Source organism: Flavobacterium sp. ALD4 (genome assembly GCF_002836475.1).
Taxonomy (GTDB): domain Bacteria; phylum Bacteroidota; class Bacteroidia; order Flavobacteriales; family Flavobacteriaceae; genus Flavobacterium.
Window position 1 is genome coordinate 1090011 of record NZ_PJBJ01000030.1, and the last position, 17015, is coordinate 1107025.

Consider the following 17015-nt stretch of genomic DNA (forward strand, 5'->3'; position numbering starts at 1 on the left):
ATTAATTTTATTATTTAGATCATGGATTAACTTTGTACAGCCATAAACTTGTGCTCAGCTGCTATTTTATGTAGTATATATAGCATAAATATGTCAGCGCGTTAGTTTTACATAAACAGATTCAAGCAAAAAACCCATCAAAATTTATCTTGATGGGTTTTTGTATATTATCGTGTTGAATTATTATGCAAGCAAGTCTAGAACTAAAGATGGGAATAAACCCAAAGCGATATTCAAAACAATGGCGATAACGGCAACTGCATAAATTACCACAGGGGTTCCTGTTCTTTCTTCATTAGGCTCTTTGGTATACATCGCCAGTATCAATTTAAAGTAGTATCCTACGCTTATAATCGAATTCACTACGGCAACTATCACTAAAGCGATAAAACCCGCTTGTAGCATGTTATTGAATAAAAATAGTTTGGCAAAGAAACCTGCGAAAATTGGAATACCAGCCATAGAAAATAAAGAGGCCGTTAAGATAGCCGCTAATAAGGGGTTGGTTTTTCCTAATCCGTGGAAGTTGGTCATGTCTTCATTTTCATTGTCTTTACAAACGTAGATAATTACACTAAAGGCTGCGATTCCTGCTAATGCGTAAGCTGAGCTGTAATATAATAATGTTCCTGCTGCATTTGTAGTACTAAGTAAAGTCATCAACATAAAACCAGCATGGGATATTCCCGAATATGCCAGTATTCGTTTTACGTTGACTTGTCGCAATGCCATTATATTTCCTACGGTCATCGAAGCCATAGAAATGATAACAATAATAAGTTGAAATGAAGGCGAAATATCGGCGTTCATAATCGTTAGCAATTTAAATAAAGTGGCAATAGCCACCACTTTTGCTAATGTACTCATTAAGGCAGTGGTCAAAGTAGGAGAGCCTTCATATACATCAGGAGCCCAGAAATGAAATGGTACTGCTGCAATTTTGAAAAACATTCCGATAGTTACTAGTACAATTCCAATAGGGAACCAAACCGGCAATTCCGCGGATTGTGATAATTCGCTAATTTCAATGACATCAAAACTTCCCATCGCTCCGTATATTAAACAGATACCGAAAAGGATAATACCGGAAGCAAAAGATCCCATCAAGAAATACTTTAAACCTGCTTCGTTGCTTTTTAAACTCAATCTGTTGCTCGCTGCCAAAATGTATAAGGCAATAGATAAAACTTCTATTCCTAAAAAGAACATGGCTAAGTTTCCAAAAGAAACCATGGCAACCGTTCCTGCCAATAAAAACACTTTTATGGCAATAAAATCAGAGATTTTAGTTTGATGATGTTCGTAGAATTTATGACTCAGTGCCACTAAAAAAATGGTTAAGATGATAAATAGACCACTGAATGCAGTCGAAAATTTACTTACAATAATCATGTTGTTGTAGTATGCGGCAGGGGAATTGAATTCAGAGATATCAAGTCCAAGTATGGCCAGTAACCCAATAATTGTTATGGGTATAATGGCTTTTCGTAAATCTAAAATTTCAAATAAAAGGCATAAAACACCTAATCCTATTATAGCTATTAATGTATTCATTTTTTTTACTTGACTAGTTAATTCTATTAATATGAGTTAAAATATTTTCCAAACTTGGTGTGATTAAGTCTGTAATTGGTTTTGGATACATCCCAAAAAAGAATAAAACCGCTATGATAAGAACCAAAGCAAATCCTTCTTTAAAAGTAACATCCGCAAACACTTTTGTATTCGTTTCTCCAAGCATAACTTGTTGGTACATTTTCAACATATAGTATGCTCCCAGGATGATAGTCATTCCGCCTAAAAAGGCAAACCATACATTAATTTGGGAAAGACTATATAACACTGTGAATTCACCAACGAAGTTGAAAGTAGTAGGAAGTGCAACAGATGCTAATACTAAGAGCAAGAACATCGAAGCAAATTTTGGTGATTGAGTACGAATACCACCCATTTCAGCAATAGTGCGAGATTCATATCTTCTAAAAATTATTTCAGATATGAAAAACAGGCCAACTACCACAAAGCCGTGAGCAATCATCTGTAGCACCGCACCGCGTAATCCATCAATAGTAAGTGTATACGTTCCCGCTGCAATTAACCCAACATGGGCTAAGGAAGAATAAGCCAGTAACTTTTTCAAGTCTTTCTGTCTCAATGCGACAATTGAACCATAGATCACTCCAGCAATTCCTAAGCTGATGAAGATATACATGTATTCTTTTGCTGCAAGCGGAGCGATAGGCAATTGCCAGCGAATAATGCTATACAGTCCCATTTTTAGCATAATCCCTGAAAGCAACATTGTTCCCACTGCAGGTGCTTTTTGGTATACGCTTGCTTGCCAAGTATGGAATGGAATAAGTGGAATTTTAATAGCGTAGGCTAAGAAAAAGGCTAGGAATATCCATAATTGCTCTGTTGCAGATAAATTTAATTTGTATAAATCTTCTAATAAAAAACTTCCCGCTTTTTGGTACAAATAAACGAAAGCTAGTAGCATAAATAAAGATCCTGCTAAGGTGTAGATGAAAAATTTCACCACCGCTTTCTTACGTTCTTCAACATCACCATTACCCCAAATTAGGGCAATGAAATAAATAGGGATTAAGGACAATTCCCAGAAGATGTAATATAAAAGACCGTCCGAAGCTAAGAATGTTCCTGCCATGGCAAATGCCATAAATAGGATTAGAGCATAAAACGCTTTTGCATTTTTATAAACATTCCCAAAAGAAGAAAAGATAATTATAGGTGTCAACGATAATGTCAATAAAATCATCGCGATTGACAAACCATCTGCTTGTAGAGCAAATGAAATATTAGGTTGGTTGATCCATTGGTAGATCACACTAATGTTTTCACCAGCGTTAAATTGATTTAACAATACGATTGAAAATCCCAAAGAGGATAAGGCAAAGAATAATGCTACTTTTGAAGCCAGTTTGTCACCAGCCAGATACGTTGCAAATGCGCCAACAAAAAGTATAATTAGTAGTATAGATACATTCATGGTATAAAATTATTGAGCTAAAAATAAATAGGTTACAATGGCACACATGCCTAAAACAAACGCAAAAAGATAACGTCCGATACTTCCGTTTTGTATATTCTTTCCTTGAAACCCTATTTCGTTGGTTACTTTTCCTAAACCGAAAACTAAAGAGCTTAAAGTGGTTTCCACAATGTCTCTAGAGAATCTTGACAAGCTGTTAATTGATTTCACGAATAAAAAGTCATAAATTTCATCTATGTAATATTTATTGTATAGCACTTTTGTAAAACCCGTTATTGCAGCATCGTCAGCAGGAAGTTCATTTTGCTTGATGTATTTTGCATAAGCAATTCCAATTCCTATTAACCCTCCGATTACGGCAACTAGCATTAAGAGATATTCTGATGTTCCAAAGTGGTGCTCTTCTGTAGCTACTTTAGTAAATAATGGAGCTAGATATTCGTTCAGCCAGCTGTTTGTAGGTAAACTAATTAGTCCCCCTAATGTTGCTAAAATTGCCAGAACAATTAAAGGAAACGTAATCAAAGCAGGACTCTCGTGTAAATGATTTTTTTGTTCTGCCGTACCTCTGAATTCTTTGAAGAAAGTAAGGTATAACAAGCGAAACATATAGAAGGCTGTCATAATGGAGGCCAATGAAGCAATGAACCAAAGTATTTTATTGTGCTCAAACGCAACCATCAATATTTCGTCTTTCGAGAAAAATCCCGAAAAAGGAGGGATACCTGATATTGCCAATGAAGAGATTAGGAAGGTAATAAATGTGATTGTCATTACCTTTTTCAATCCACCCATTTTGCGCATATCCTGTTCTCCGTGTAAAGCGTGGATAACAGATCCGGAACCTAAGAACAATGAAGCTTTAAAGAAAGCGTGTGTAATAACATGAAATACGGCTACTTCGTATGCGCCAAGACCTAAAGCCAAGAACATCAATCCCAACTGAGAAACTGTAGAGTAAGCTAGTACTTTTTTAATGTCTGTTTGAACCAAAGCGATGGTGGCTGCTACAAGAGAGGTAACGGCTCCTACAATGGCAATAATATTTTGAACATCTGGTGCTAAATCAAACACAAAGTTTAATCGTGTAATCATGAAGATACCTGCAGTAACCATTGTCGCAGCATGTATTAATGCTGAAACAGGTGTTGGACCCGCCATGGCATCTGGTAGCCAAGTGTATAATGGAATTTGTGCTGATTTTCCACAAGCTCCTATGAATAAAGCAAAAGCGGCAGCAGAGATCCAATACATATTTAAATCTGTAGCACCGGCAATGGCTGTTTTTAAAGTAGCATAATCTAAAGTAGAGAATAGAGATCCTATGATAAAGATTCCAATCAGTAAACCTAAATCTCCGATTCGGTTCATGATAAATGCTTTTTTAGCCGCATCATTGAATTCTTGGTTTTTATGCCAAAACCCGATAAGAAGGTACGAACAAAGACCAACGCCTTCCCAACCGATAAAAAGAACCAATAAATTACTTCCGATTACCAGGGTAATCATAAAGAAGATAAAAAGATTCAAATAAGCAAAATACTTATGCATGTTTTCATCATCAGCCATGTAGCTTATGGAGTACATGTGAATCAATGCGCCAATTCCAGTAACAAAAAGCAGCCATAAGATAGATAACTGGTCCAATAGAAAACCGAAATCTACATTAAAGTTGCTGATTTGAATCCAATCAAATAATTGAATTTGGATGGCTTGATGCGTTTGATTTATTTGGAGGAAAAAATAAACCGACACTGCAAACGAAAGGGCAACAGTCAGAGTTCCGATTATGCCAGAAGCTGGTTTCCCGATACTTTTTCCAAAGAAGACATTAAATATAAACCCTATAAAAGGAGCTAGTAATAAGAGTAAAGCTAAACTTGTATCCATTGAAATTTATCCTTTTAAGTTTTTTAAATTATTGATGTCAATTGAGCCTAAATTTCTAAAGATAGAAACTAGAATGGCTAAACCTACAGCAACTTCGGCAGCAGCTACAGCCATAGAGAAAAAGACGAAAATTTGTCCTTGTGCATCTTGGTGATAGGTAGAAAATGCAACAAACAAAAGATTGACCGCATTTAGCATAATTTCGACAGACATAAATACGATAATTGCGTTTCGTCTGTATAAAACTCCAAAGACTCCAATACAAAAAAGTATCGTAGAAAGGAAAATATAGTTTTCGATACCTATTTCATTTAAAATATTGTTCATGTTATTTCTCTGTTTTTTCTTTTTTAGACAATAAAACCGTTCCAATCATTGCTACTAAAAGTAATATAGATGCAAATTCAAACGGTACCATATACTCATTCAGTAAGACTTTACCCAATACTTTGATAGATTGGTAATCTTCGCCGGTACTTATGTATTCTCCAATGATAGGCTTAGAATTGATGAAAACTAAAATCAAAACTACACTTATCAAGCAAAAAGAAACAACTGCTCCTAATCTTGTAATTCGTGGTTTATGGACTTCATTTTCTTTATTCAAGTTCATCAACATGATGGTGAATAAAAATAGAATCATAATGGCTCCGGAGTAGACAATGATGTGAACAATCGCCAGAAACTGAGAGTTCAATAATAAATAATGTCCTGCTATTGTAAAAAAACAAATAACTAGATATAAGGCACTGTGAATGGGGTTTCTGCTAAAGATGGTCAGAAAAGCGGTGGCGATAGTGACAGCTCCCAAAACACAAAAGATAATTAATATAGTCGACATTAGTTGGCGTTTTTAAGTTGTGCGTTTTTCATAGCGATATCTAAAGGCATAACTAGTCTATCCTTTCCATAAATAAAATCTTCTCTCTCATAACTAGATGCTACAAGTGTTTTTGAGGTTGTCAAATAGACAGCGTCTTTTGGACATGCATCTTCACATAAACCGCAAAAAATACAGCGCAACATATTTATTTCATATATCGAAGCATATTTTTCTTCTCTGTATAAGTGTTTTTCGTCCGGCTTGCGCTCTGCTGCTGTCATTGTGATTGCTTCGGCAGGACATGATAACGCACATAGACCACAAGCAGTACAATTTTCTCTACCTTGTTCGTCACGTTTTAATTGGTGTTGACCGCGGTAAACTGGACTTCGTTCTCGAACTTGCTCAGGGTATTGAATGGTAACTTTTCTTGTAAACAAATGTTTAATTGTGATGATCATTCCCTTGACAATCGCAAGTAGATACATTCTTTCTAAAAAAGACATCTCTTTGTGAGAGACTAATTTTTTTCTTCCAGATAAGGATATTGTTTCTATTGACATTTTTTATTTTTTTGAAGCTATTCCTGCTTTTCGTTAAAATTCATCTTAGTAAAGTAAGCAAGATGAGGTTTTCACTGTCATCAGACCTAGACATTTGTAAATGTTACTTAAAGTCCTAAGTAAATTGCTATTTCTGCTCTCAATATTACAATCCCGGTTATAATGATATTGACGATAGATAATGGTATTAATACTCTCCATCCCAAATGCATCAGCTGATCGTATCTAAATCTTGGAATAGTCCATCTTACCCACATGTAAAGGAAAATGAAACCGCATATTTTTATAAATAAAGCGACGATTCCTAATACATTAGCAAAGTTTACACCCCAGTTTTCTACTGCCCAACTCATTCCAGGATAGTTATATCCTCCAAAGAATAAAACAGCAAGAATGGTAGAAGAAATAAACATATTTGCGTATTCAGCAAATAAATAGAACCCCATCTTCATAGAGGAGTATTCTGTATGGTACCCACCAATTAATTCCGTTTCACATTCTGCTAAATCAAAGGGAGTTCGGTTTGTTTCTGCAAAAGCACAAATTAAGAAAATTAGGAAAGACAACGGTTGGTAAAAAACGTTCCAGTTCATTCCAGACTGCTGCGCTGAGATTTCGCGTAAACTTAATGTTCCGGTCATCATCAATAATGCTATTAATGATAGTCCCATGGCTACCTCGTAAGATATCATTTGGGAGGCGGCACGAACAGCACCAATTAATGAAAATTTATTATTGGATGCCCATCCACCAATCATGATACCGTAGACACCTATTGACATTACTCCAATAAGGTAAAGTAAAGCAACATCAATGTCAGTTGCCTGTAATATTATGTCCTTACCGAAGAGATGAAATCGATCACCCCAGGGGATCACAGCACTTGTCATTAAAGCAGTAGTCATTGCAATCGCTGGTCCTGTAAAAAACAAAAAGCGGTTTGGGGTATCAGGTTCAAATTCTTCTTTGGCAAACAATTTTAATCCATCTGCAAGAGGTTGTAATAAACCACCTTTACCTGCTCGGTTGGGACCGACACGATCTTGAAGCCAAGCGGCTACTTTTCTTTCAGCTAAAGTGGAATACATCGCCATTAACATGGTGATTCCAAAAACTACCAAGATAATGACGCTTTTCTCTATAATTATACTACTATCCATATTCTAAATGTTACCAAGTTTAAAATCGTCTGTTTCTGCCTTATTCAAGGGGATAGCAGGCATGCTTATTTTTAAACGGTCTTGTTCTCTACCTTTTAATATGAAATCTTCGGTATCGATTACAACTGTCTCTAATTTTTGAGTATAATTATTTTGATTGATAACGGAGTCTTTGTCAAAAGCTCTTGGTCCTTCAATAACCCAGTGAGTTGGGTCTTTGTGGTCAAAACGACATCCGTTACATATAAATTCGTCAACTTCGTGGTAAACGTCTTTACGTCCTGTTACTCTTTGAATTTCGCCTCCAAACATCCAAAGGGTTGTTTTACCAGAACATTTATCACAATCTCTATGTGCAGTATAAGGCTTATTGAACCAAACTCGTGATTTAAATCGGAATGTTTTATCGGTTAGTGCACCTACAGGGCAAACGTCAATCATATTTCCTGAAAACTCGTTGTCGATCGCTTTAGAGATGCAAGTCGAAATATTAGAATGATCTCCTCTGTCCATCACACCATGTACGCGATTGTCTGTCAATTGATCAGCGACCATGACACAACGATAGCAAAGGATACAGCGATTCATGTGTAATTGAATATTTGGCCCAATATCTTCAGGTTCAAAAGTTCTTTTATCTTCTATAAATCTACTTTTACCTTTTCCGTGTTCAAAACTCAGATCTTGTAAATCACATTCTCCCGCTTGATCACAAACTGGGCAATCTAGTGGGTGATTAATCAATAAAAATTCGGTTACTGATTCTCGTGCTTCCTTAACTCTGTCTGAAGATTTGCTGTTGACCTCCATGCCGTCCATGCATCCTGTGACACAGGAAGCCATTAGTTTTGGCATTGGTCGTGAATCTGCGTCACTTCCTTTAGCGACTTCCACTAAACAGCAACGACATTTTCCTCCGCTTCCTTCTAATTTAGAGTAATAGCACATCGCTGGTGGAACAGATTCTCCACCTATCATACGTGCTGCTTGTAGAATGGTTGTTCCTGGTTCTACTTCAATTGCTTGACCGTCTATTGTTACTTTCATTTTTATTTATGCCTTAATGTTAAATGTTTTACAACGTTTAACCTTTTAACTTTCGACTCAACTTATACTATTACTTTAGAAACTAAATGCTTTACTTTTTCAAAAGGTTCGGCAACAAAATGGTTTCTGTTTTTTATTTTTTCTGGGAAACGAATGTGATATTCAAATTCATCTCTGAAGTGACGAATAGCTGCTGCTACTGGCCATGAAGCCGCATCACCTAGCGGACAAATTGTGTTTCCTTCAATTTTGCTTTGAATACTCCATAGCAAATCAATGTCTTCTTCACGTCCCTGACCGTTTTCGATACGCCATAAAACTTTTTCTAACCATCCCGTACCTTCACGACATGGGGAACATTGTCCACAACTTTCATGATGGTAAAAACGGGCAAAGTTCCAAGTGTTACGTACGATACAAGAAGTGTCATTATAGACGATGAATCCTCCAGAACCTAACATTGATCCTGTTGTAAAGCCACCATCACTTAACGATTCGTATGACATCAAACGGTCTTCACCGTTAGCTGTTTTGTATATTAGCTCTGCAGGTAATATGGGCACTGATGAACCTCCGGGTACTAATGCTTTCAAGGGGCGGTCAGAACTCATTCCGCCTAAATATTCATCTGAATTCATGAATTCGTAGACACTAAGTCCTAATTCAATTTCATATACGCCAGGATTTTTTACGTGCCCTGAAGCAGAAATTAATTTAGTTCCAGTAGATCTTCCGATTCCAATTTTAGCATAATCATCGCCAGAGTTGTTAACAATCCATGGCACTGATGCAATGGTTTCGACGTTATTCACCACGGTAGGATTTGACCATAAACCTGAAACTGCAGGGAATGGTGGTTTGATACGGGGATTACCTCTTTTTCCTTCCAATGATTCGATAAGTGCTGTTTCCTCACCACAAATGTAGGCACCGGCACCAATATGAACATGCAGTTCTAAGTCGTATCCGGTTCCTAATATGTTTTTACCCAACCAACCGGCAGCTTTAGCTTCAGCAATGGCTCTTTCCAGGATTTTATAAACCCACATATATTCTCCACGAATGTAGATGTACGATAGGTTTGCACCCAAAGCAAAACTGGAAGTAATCATTCCTTCGATCAATAAATGAGGAATAAATTCCATCAAGTAGCGATCCTTGAATGTTCCTGGTTCAGATTCATCTGCATTACAAACTAAATGTCTTGGTTTTCCTGATTTTTTATCAATAAAACTCCATTTCAATCCAGCTGGGAATCCAGCACCACCTCGACCGCGAAGTCCCGATGCTTTTACTTGCTCAACAACTTCGTCAGGAGTCATTGCTTTCATTGCTTTTTCCACTGAAGCGTAACCACCGTTTTGGCGATAAACTTCATAGGTTTTGATTCCTGGAACCTTAATTTTGTCTAATAATATCTTTTTTGACATATTATTTATCTTGTAATATTATTTTTCCGTCTTTACAATCAATGATTAATTGATCGATTTTTTCCTCTGTTAGATGCTCTTTGTAAAAATCTCCTAATTGCATCATCGGTGCGTAGCCACATGCTCCTAAACATTCTACTCCTTTTACTTCAAAAAGTCCATCTGTTGTAATTTCTCCCATTTTAACACCTAGTTTTTCACAAGTGTAATCCATTAAATCTTCCGTTCCGTTTAAGCAACATGGTGATGTTTGACAAAACTCAAACATATACTTTCCGACTGGTTTTTGATTGTACATGGTATAAAAAGAAACCACCTCATATACCTCAATTGGCAATACTTGGATGACCTCAGCTACCTTATCCATTAATTCTGTGCTCAACCAATTGTCGTGAGCATCTTGAACTTCATGCAAAACGGGCAGTAAAGCTGATTTTCTTTTATCTTCGGGATAGTGGCTTATTAATTCATTGATGCGGTTCATCAATGTTTCCGTAATATTTATTTCTTGCTTGTAATGTGTTCTTTCCATTTTTCTTTTAAATCTGAAATTTAAAATCGTTATTCTTCAATCTGAAATCTTTACGCGTCTAATTCTCCTGCAATTACATTTAAACTTGATAAAATTACAATTGCATCAGATAGTAATGCTCCTTTTATCATTTCTGGATAGGCTTGATAGTAAATAAAACAGGGTCTTCTAAAATGCAGTCTATATGGAGTACGACTTCCGTCAGTTACTAAATAAAAACCTAATTCTCCGTTTCCTCCCTCTACAGGGTGGTATATTTCCGCAACTGGAATAGGGATTTCACCCATTACAATTTTAAAGTGGTATATCAAGGACTCCATACTGGTGTAAACATCTTCTTTTGGAGGCAGGTAATAGTCAGGAACGTCAGCATGAAAATCATTGCCTTCTGGCATTTTTTCCAAAGCCTGACGAATGATACTTAAGCTTTGCCAAACTTCAGCATTACGCACGCAAAAACGATCGTAGGTATCTCCCGATGTTCCAACAGGGATTATAAAATCGAAATCGTCGTAAGAGCTGTACGGTTGTGCGATACGTACATCGTAATCAACTCCTGCTGCACGTAAGTTAGGTCCTGTAAAACCATAAGAAATTGCTTGTTCAGCAGAAATTGCACCTACATTTATAGTTCGGTCCATGAAAATTCTATTTCTTTCGAATAAATTCTCGAATTCTTTCCAAGCTACAGGAAATTCTTCTAAAAAAACATCTAACTTTCTAAAAGCTTCAGGTGACCAGTCTCTTTCGAAACCACCAATTCTTCCCATATTGGTAGTCAGTCGAGCTCCACAAATTTCTTCATAAATCTCATATACTTTTTCCCTAAACTGAAAAACATAAAGAAATCCAGTGTAAGCACCTGTATCAACTCCTAAAATAGAATTACAGATAAGATGATCCGTAATTCTTGCTAATTCCATTACAATAACTCGTAAATACTGAGCACGTTTTGGCACTTCAACATCGAGTAGTTTTTCTAAAGTCATCCACCATCCCATATTATTGATAGGAGAGGAGCAATAGTTCATTCGGTCTGTAAGGGGAGTTATTTGGTAGAAAGGTCGGTTTTCTGCAATTTTTTCAAAAGCGCGGTGTATGTAACCAATAGTTGGTTCGGCTTCTAAAATACGTTCCCCGTCCATTAATAAAATGTTTTGGAAAATTCCGTGCGTAGCAGGATGAGTAGGACCTAAATTTAATATGGAAAGTTCGCTCCCATCTTCATTTAGCTTCTCTTTCATTATTTTAGCATAGCGATGCTCTGGTGGTAATAATAGTTCTGACATTTATTGAATGTGAAAAATTATAAATTCTATTTTTAGCAATTGTCGATTGTTCTGCCGAAAAAACGATCGTCTTTATCGGTGCGTCCTCCATCTTCCATGGGAAATTCTTTGCGCATAGGAAACGAAACCATTTCATCCATGTTCAAAATACGCTTTAATTGTGGATGTCCAATAAAATCTACACCGTAAAAATCATAGGTTTCTCTTTCCATCCAGTTTGCACAGAGGAAAATGTTAGAGATGGTTTTTATCTCAGGCTTTTCACCACTAATAAACGTTTTGATTTTTATACGTTTATTTTCATACCAATTGTGCATATGATATACGATTGTAAATTGTCGGTCAACTTCATTATCCGGATAGTGTATTCCACATAAGTCGGTCAAAAAATTAAAACGCAGTAAAGGGTCATTTTTTAAAAAGAGAATAATCGCTGTAATTTTATCAGCAGGTATTTCAAACGAGAAGATATCTTTTTCTTGCTTGAAATGAAGCACATTTTCGCCAAACGCTGCCGTTAATTTATCTTGGATAACTGTGTTTTCTAATGCCATGGTATTATTTGATATTATAAGAAGCCAATAATTCTTGGTATTCAGGTGAACTTCTTCGTCTTACGTTTTCCGTTCTAACTAATTCTTGTAATTTCATTACGCCATCTACGATTTGCTCCGGTCTTGGAGGGCATCCAGGTACGTAAACGTCAACCGGTATAACTTTGTCAATTCCTTGAAGAGTAGAGTAGGTGTCGAAAATACCTCCTGAGGAAGCACAAGCGCCAACTGCAATAACCCATCTTGGCTCTGACATTTGCTCGTATACCTGACGTAAGATAGGTGCCATTTTTTTAGAAATAGTACCCATTACCATTAACATATCTGCTTGACGGGGAGAAAAACTAACACGTTCAGATCCAAATCGAGCTAAGTCATAATGAGAGGCCATGGTAGCCATGAACTCAATACCGCAACAAGAAGTTGCAAAGGGCAATGGCCAAAGTGAATTGGCGCGAGCCATACCTACAACATCATTTAGGGTTGTGGCGAAAAATCCTTCTCCAACAACGCCTTCTGGCGGCTCAACTATTTTTATGCTTGAATTACTCATCGTTTTATATTTTGAATTAGAAAATTTGGATCATAAACCATACAAGTTGGTTGTGATCCAATGTTTATCATAATTTCTTATTCCCATTCTAGCGCTTTCTTTTTGATAATGTAGAAAAACCCCACCAAAAGGAGAACCATAAATATGACCATTTTGACCATGCCTTCCATTCCTAACTCTTTAAAATTGATTGCCCAAGGATATAGGAAGATGACTTCTACATCAAATAATACAAACAAAATAGCAACTAGAAAGTATTTTACAGAGAATGGAATACGTGCGTTTCCTATCCCTTCAACCCCACATTCAAAGTTTTTATTTTTTATTTCTGATTTCCTTTTAGGTCCCAGTTTACCGGAAACAATAATAGTTCCCACAACAAATCCCGCAGCTAATAAAAACTGTAATAAAATCGGGACGTAACTTAATTGATCAGATTGCATAATTTATGATGTTTATGTACTAAAATAAGCAACAAAGATAGGTTTCAAGGATTTAAAACACAAGTGGAATACAAAATTTAGTTGCATGGAGAATCCAATTGGCTTATAATTTTTAATCATTATGAATAATAATTTCAATTCTTTCCTTTTAGGTCAATTTTTGAGGTGTAACCAAAAAAAAAACGTTTCGAAATAAATCGAAACGTCTTAGACATTCGTAGGCAAAAAATAAATTTTTTGCTTAGATAACTGCTACTTTCGCAGCAACTTTTCCTTTTCTTCCTTCTTCTTCTTCATAGCTAACTCTGTCACCTTCGCGCAATTCTTCCGCGTTGATTCCTGATGCATGAACAAAAATGTCTTTTCCTGTTTCTTCGTCTGTAATGAATCCGTAACCTTTTGATTCATTGAAAAATTTAACTGTACCTGTACGCATTGTAATTGTAATAATAATTTATAATGGGCAAATGTAATATTTAATATCATATGATTGTTATTAAATATTCTTTTTTTTTGAAAATAATTGATATTCAACGTTTTCCGACATTTTTTACCGATGAAGTACTACATGTTTAATTTTATATGTAGCTCTTTTAACTGAGATTCATCAATTGCCGATGGAGCATCGATCATAACGTCTCGTCCGGAATTATTTTTTGGAAAAGCAATAAAGTCACGTATGGTTTCCTGTCCTCCAAGAATGGCAACTAATCGGTCTAGTCCAAAAGCAAGTCCTCCGTGTGGGGGTGCTCCAAACTGGAATGCGTCCATCAAGAACCCAAACTGTTCTTTGGCTTGTTCTTCCGTGAAACCTAAGTATTTGAACATTAGCTGCTGTGTCGCCTTATCGTGAATACGTATAGATCCGCCTCCTATCTCATTTCCGTTCAACACCATATCATAAGCATTGGCACGTACTTTTCCAGGATTTGTTTCTAATAAGTGCATGTCTTCTGGTTTAGGGGAAGTAAACGGATGATGCATCGCGTGGTAACGGCCACTTTCTTCGTCAAATTCCAATAATGGAAAATCAACAACCCAAAGCGGTGCAAATTCGGTTGGTATTCTTAATCCCAATCGCGTAGCTAATTCCATACGTAATGCGCTTAATTGTGTTCTTGTTTTATCGGCAGGACCGGATAGAACAAAAATCATGTCGCCTACTTGTGCTCCGGTCGTTTTTGCCCAAGTACTTAAATCATTTTGATCATAGAATTTATCTACTGATGATTTGTAACTGCCATCTTCGTTGCATTTTACATAAACCATTCCCGAAGCACCTACTTGTGGACGTTTTACCCATTCGATTAAAGCGTCGATTTCTTTTCTAGTATAGTTTCCAGTGCCTGGAACTGCAATACCCACAACTAATTCTGCAGCGTTGAAAACAGGAAATTCCCTGTTTTTTGCCACTTCGTTCAATTCGCCAAATTCCATTCCGAAACGGATGTCCGGTTTGTCATTTCCGTATGTTTTCATTGCGTGATCGTAGGTCATACGAGGGAATTTGTCCACTACGATGCCTTTAATTTCTTTCAACAGGTGTCTTGTCAGTCCTTCAAAAACATTCAAGATGTCTTCTTGTTCCACAAAGGCCATTTCGCAATCAATTTGAGTGAATTCCGGCTGTCTGTCTGCGCGTAAATCTTCGTCACGAAAACATTTTACGATTTGGAAATATTTGTCCATTCCCCCTACCATCAATAATTGTTTGAAGGTTTGTGGAGATTGCGGTAATGCATAAAATTGCCCTTCATTCATTCTAGAAGGAACAACAAAATCACGGGCTCCCTCAGGAGTTGATTTTATTAAATAGGGTGTTTCTACTTCGCAAAAATCTAAATCAGAAAGGTACTTGCGTACTTCCATAGCTACTTTGTGACGAAATAGCAAACTGTTTTTCACTGGATTTCTCCTTATGTCAAGGTAACGGTATTTCATTCGAATGTCTTCTCCACCATCTGTTTCGTCTTCAATAGTGAAAGGAGGTGTCAAAGCGGCATTTAAAATAGTTAGTTCAGTAACTAAAATTTCGATTTCACCTGTTGGGATGTTTTTGTTTTTAGCTTCACGTTCGATAACGGTTCCTTTAACCTGGATTACGAATTCACGACCCAACGTTTTTGCCAATTCAAAAACTGTTTTTTCGGTACGACCTTCGTCAAAAATTAATTGTGTTATTCCATAACGGTCACGCAAATCAATCCAATTCATGAATCCTTTGTCTCTAGATTTTTGAACCCAACCGGCAAGAGTAACTTCAGTATTTATATGTGAGGCGTTGAGTTCACCACAGTTATGACTTCTATACATTTTATTTATTTTTATATGCTGTTTTTACTAATGCAAAATACCTGAAGCCCGCTGGGCTTCCTCCTTTTAATTTCAAATGCCACAATTATGACTTCTATACATTATCAAAATTTTAGGATACAAAAGTAACGACAAAAATTAAATTAATCCCGAAAACGGGGAAACTTCAATAAATTAATTTTTTGTTAATTTATTATTAGGCTTAAGAAAATGAAATCACGTGTTATTAATCGTAAGAAAACTAGATTTTAGGAATGAAATATTTTTATAACATTAGTGTTGGTTTGCTCTTTTAGTGGAATTAGGTAGACAAAAGAAACAGTTTCTTTTAAGGCAGAGATTGCTAACACAAACACTTATTCAATTAGTATTCTTTACAGGAATAATGGAAAGGAAATTAAAAAGATTTAAATTGGTAGTCATGGTGTTATTAAGGATTCTTTTACGGTGGAAGAGGTGTTTTATATGTTGTTTTACGTTTGGAGTATACCCAACTGTTTCTCAAAAATTTGATGAATCGATTGTCTACTCTGAAAAAGATGCTCGGGAAAATAATTTTTTGGCAGAAAACGCAATAGCGTATACTAAATACGATTATAATACGCTTTTGGCTTCAAGCACTGTTGATTTTGCGAAGCTTGTTAACGAAAAAAAGGCGCCCTACTTTTTAAAGTTAAACGACAAAAAGTTAGATCCTAATTGCGTAATCCTGTAAAAGAAAATTATAGAAATGTCTGTGAAATTTTGGACTAAATATAATAGACAAATAAGGGAGGCTAATAAGCTAAATTTTAATTTGTCGCCTTCTTTTGATTGCGATAACTATTATGGCGGAAAAACGAAACTCGAAGATTTTAAAGGGAAATATGTTTACATTGATGTTTGGGCTACTTGGTGCGGTCCTTGTCTTGCCGAAATTCCTTCTTTAAAAAAGATAGAAGAGAAGTTCCATGATCGAAACATTGCTTTCGTGAGTATTTCCAATGACAAACTAGAGGATATCGAGAAATGAAAATCGATGGTAAAAGGCAAAGAATTAGGCGGAGTTCAAGTTTTTGTTGATAATGACTGGAATTCTCAGTTTGTAAAGGACTATGCTATCTCAGGAATCCCAAGATTCATTCTGACAGATCCAAATAGAAAAATTGTAAAAGCTGATGCTGCTAGACCTTTGTCACCGAGTCTTGAAGGAGAGGTGGATGCACTTTTAGATTAGGGGCTTCATATTAAACACAAAAAAAGGTTCATCATTTTTTAGACTGTACCCAAAAGTGTGGACAAATTTATAAGTAATTGTAATAATAATGAGCTCGATATTGTGTCGAGCTCATTCCTTTTAGATTTGTTTCTCCTGTTATTATAGTTATTAAGTTTAACGCTATTTCATTAATCGCTTTAGCGAAAA

The 17015-nt window shown here is 36.2% G+C and carries 18 protein-coding genes; 2 read left to right on the plus strand and 16 right to left on the minus strand.

The window, feature by feature from the left end; all coding sequences use genetic code 11:
• Nucleotides 1-183: 183 nt before the first annotated feature.
• The 16 genes from CXF59_RS13465 to aspS form a co-directional block, all read right to left on the minus strand.
• Nucleotides 184-1554 (minus strand): NADH-quinone oxidoreductase subunit N, encoded by a 1371-nt coding sequence (locus CXF59_RS13465; RefSeq protein ID WP_101138266.1) that lies wholly within the window; start codon nucleotides 1552-1554, stop codon nucleotides 184-186.
• Between the two features lie 13 nt (nucleotides 1555-1567).
• Nucleotides 1568-3010: a NuoM family protein gene (locus CXF59_RS13470; protein WP_101138267.1), complete on the minus strand. Its 1443-nt coding sequence runs from the start codon at nucleotides 3008-3010 to the stop codon at nucleotides 1568-1570.
• A gap of 9 nt (nucleotides 3011-3019) precedes the next feature.
• Nucleotides 3020-4903, minus strand: a complete 1884-nt coding sequence (nuoL, locus tag CXF59_RS13475) for an NADH-quinone oxidoreductase subunit L (RefSeq protein ID WP_101138268.1) — start codon at nucleotides 4901-4903, stop codon at nucleotides 3020-3022.
• 6 nt (nucleotides 4904-4909) lie between these two features.
• Nucleotides 4910-5230 (minus strand): NADH-quinone oxidoreductase subunit NuoK, encoded by a 321-nt coding sequence (nuoK, locus tag CXF59_RS13480; RefSeq protein ID WP_016990210.1) that lies wholly within the window; start codon nucleotides 5228-5230, stop codon nucleotides 4910-4912.
• Nucleotide 5231: 1 nt separating this feature from the next.
• Nucleotides 5232-5744 (minus strand): NADH-quinone oxidoreductase subunit J, encoded by a 513-nt coding sequence (locus tag CXF59_RS13485; RefSeq protein ID WP_101138269.1) that lies wholly within the window; start codon nucleotides 5742-5744, stop codon nucleotides 5232-5234.
• A complete protein-coding gene (locus CXF59_RS13490; RefSeq protein WP_101138270.1) occupies nucleotides 5744-6289 on the minus strand; it encodes an NADH-quinone oxidoreductase subunit I in 546 nt (181 codons plus the stop codon). The genes CXF59_RS13485 and CXF59_RS13490 overlap by 1 nt, the downstream gene beginning before the upstream one ends.
• Nucleotides 6290-6396: 107 nt before the next feature.
• A complete protein-coding gene (gene nuoH, locus CXF59_RS13495) occupies nucleotides 6397-7449 on the minus strand; it encodes an NADH-quinone oxidoreductase subunit NuoH (RefSeq protein ID WP_101138271.1) in 1053 nt (350 codons plus the stop codon).
• 3 nt (nucleotides 7450-7452) lie between these two features.
• Nucleotides 7453-8496 carry a 2Fe-2S iron-sulfur cluster-binding protein gene (locus CXF59_RS13500; RefSeq protein ID WP_101138272.1) on the minus strand — a complete coding sequence of 348 codons (1044 nt, stop codon included), beginning with the start codon at nucleotides 8494-8496 and terminating at the stop codon, nucleotides 7453-7455.
• Nucleotides 8497-8558: 62 nt separating this feature from the next.
• Complete coding sequence (gene nuoF, locus CXF59_RS13505) at nucleotides 8559-9926, minus strand: NADH-quinone oxidoreductase subunit NuoF (RefSeq protein WP_101138273.1); 1368 nt, start codon at nucleotides 9924-9926, stop codon at nucleotides 8559-8561.
• A 1-nt stretch (nucleotide 9927) separates the two neighbouring features.
• Nucleotides 9928-10458 (minus strand): NAD(P)H-dependent oxidoreductase subunit E, encoded by a 531-nt coding sequence (locus CXF59_RS13510; protein WP_101138274.1) that lies wholly within the window; start codon nucleotides 10456-10458, stop codon nucleotides 9928-9930.
• Between the two features lie 50 nt (nucleotides 10459-10508).
• Nucleotides 10509-11747 carry an NADH-quinone oxidoreductase subunit D gene (locus tag CXF59_RS13515; RefSeq protein ID WP_101138275.1) on the minus strand — a complete coding sequence of 413 codons (1239 nt, stop codon included), beginning with the start codon at nucleotides 11745-11747 and terminating at the stop codon, nucleotides 10509-10511.
• Nucleotides 11748-11779: 32 nt separating this feature from the next.
• Nucleotides 11780-12301, minus strand: a complete 522-nt coding sequence (locus CXF59_RS13520; RefSeq protein ID WP_101138276.1) for an NADH-quinone oxidoreductase subunit C — start codon at nucleotides 12299-12301, stop codon at nucleotides 11780-11782.
• 4 nt (nucleotides 12302-12305) lie between these two features.
• Complete coding sequence (locus CXF59_RS13525) at nucleotides 12306-12854, minus strand: NADH-quinone oxidoreductase subunit B (RefSeq protein WP_016990220.1); 549 nt, start codon at nucleotides 12852-12854, stop codon at nucleotides 12306-12308.
• A 77-nt stretch (nucleotides 12855-12931) separates the two neighbouring features.
• On the minus strand, nucleotides 12932-13297 hold the full coding sequence (locus tag CXF59_RS13530; RefSeq protein WP_016990221.1) for an NADH-quinone oxidoreductase subunit A: 366 nt from the start codon (nucleotides 13295-13297) through the stop codon (nucleotides 12932-12934).
• A gap of 241 nt (nucleotides 13298-13538) precedes the next feature.
• Nucleotides 13539-13733 (minus strand): cold-shock protein, encoded by a 195-nt coding sequence (locus CXF59_RS13535; RefSeq protein ID WP_007137066.1) that lies wholly within the window; start codon nucleotides 13731-13733, stop codon nucleotides 13539-13541.
• Nucleotides 13734-13861: 128 nt separating this feature from the next.
• On the minus strand, nucleotides 13862-15610 hold the full coding sequence (aspS, locus tag CXF59_RS13540) for an aspartate--tRNA ligase (RefSeq protein WP_101138277.1): 1749 nt from the start codon (nucleotides 15608-15610) through the stop codon (nucleotides 13862-13864).
• A gap of 730 nt (nucleotides 15611-16340) precedes the next feature.
• Between aspS and CXF59_RS15515 the strand changes: the two genes are divergently transcribed.
• The gene (locus tag CXF59_RS15515; RefSeq protein ID WP_232758881.1) at nucleotides 16341-16622 is read left to right on the plus strand and encodes a TlpA disulfide reductase family protein; all 282 of its coding nucleotides are present in this window, start codon (nucleotides 16341-16343) and stop codon (nucleotides 16620-16622) included.
• 6 nt (nucleotides 16623-16628) lie between these two features.
• Nucleotides 16629-16826, plus strand: a complete 198-nt coding sequence (locus CXF59_RS15520) for a thioredoxin family protein (RefSeq protein WP_232758883.1) — start codon at nucleotides 16629-16631, stop codon at nucleotides 16824-16826.
• The last annotated feature ends 189 nt before the right edge of the window (nucleotides 16827-17015 follow it).

Bases quoted from the DNA above. Each gene is read 5' to 3' on its own strand.
- CXF59_RS13465 (WP_101138266.1), bottom strand. From the start codon at position 1,554: ATGAATACATTAATAGCTATAATAGGATTAGGTGTTTTATGCCTTTTA.
- CXF59_RS13470 (WP_101138267.1), bottom strand. From the start codon at position 3,010: ATGAATGTATCTATACTACTAATTATACTTTTTGTTGGCGCATTTGCA.
- nuoL (WP_101138268.1), bottom strand. From the start codon at position 4,903: ATGGATACAAGTTTAGCTTTACTCTTATTACTAGCTCCTTTTATAGGG.
- nuoK (WP_016990210.1), bottom strand. From the start codon at position 5,230: ATGAACAATATTTTAAATGAAATAGGTATCGAAAACTATATTTTCCTT.
- CXF59_RS13485 (WP_101138269.1), bottom strand. From the start codon at position 5,744: ATGTCGACTATATTAATTATCTTTTGTGTTTTGGGAGCTGTCACTATC.
- CXF59_RS13490 (WP_101138270.1), bottom strand. From the start codon at position 6,289: ATGTCAATAGAAACAATATCCTTATCTGGAAGAAAAAAATTAGTCTCT.
- nuoH (WP_101138271.1), bottom strand. From the start codon at position 7,449: ATGGATAGTAGTATAATTATAGAGAAAAGCGTCATTATCTTGGTAGTT.
- CXF59_RS13500 (WP_101138272.1), bottom strand. From the start codon at position 8,496: ATGAAAGTAACAATAGACGGTCAAGCAATTGAAGTAGAACCAGGAACA.
- nuoF (WP_101138273.1), bottom strand. From the start codon at position 9,926: ATGTCAAAAAAGATATTATTAGACAAAATTAAGGTTCCAGGAATCAAA.
- CXF59_RS13510 (WP_101138274.1), bottom strand. From the start codon at position 10,458: ATGGAAAGAACACATTACAAGCAAGAAATAAATATTACGGAAACATTG.
- CXF59_RS13515 (WP_101138275.1), bottom strand. From the start codon at position 11,747: ATGTCAGAACTATTATTACCACCAGAGCATCGCTATGCTAAAATAATG.
- CXF59_RS13520 (WP_101138276.1), bottom strand. From the start codon at position 12,301: ATGGCATTAGAAAACACAGTTATCCAAGATAAATTAACGGCAGCGTTT.
- CXF59_RS13525 (WP_016990220.1), bottom strand. From the start codon at position 12,854: ATGAGTAATTCAAGCATAAAAATAGTTGAGCCGCCAGAAGGCGTTGTT.
- CXF59_RS13530 (WP_016990221.1), bottom strand. From the start codon at position 13,297: ATGCAATCTGATCAATTAAGTTACGTCCCGATTTTATTACAGTTTTTA.
- CXF59_RS13535 (WP_007137066.1), bottom strand. From the start codon at position 13,733: ATGCGTACAGGTACAGTTAAATTTTTCAATGAATCAAAAGGTTACGGA.
- aspS (WP_101138277.1), bottom strand. From the start codon at position 15,610: ATGTATAGAAGTCATAACTGTGGTGAACTCAACGCCTCACATATAAAT.
- CXF59_RS15515 (WP_232758881.1), top strand. From the start codon at position 16,341: ATGTCTGTGAAATTTTGGACTAAATATAATAGACAAATAAGGGAGGCT.
- CXF59_RS15520 (WP_232758883.1), top strand. From the start codon at position 16,629: ATGGTAAAAGGCAAAGAATTAGGCGGAGTTCAAGTTTTTGTTGATAAT.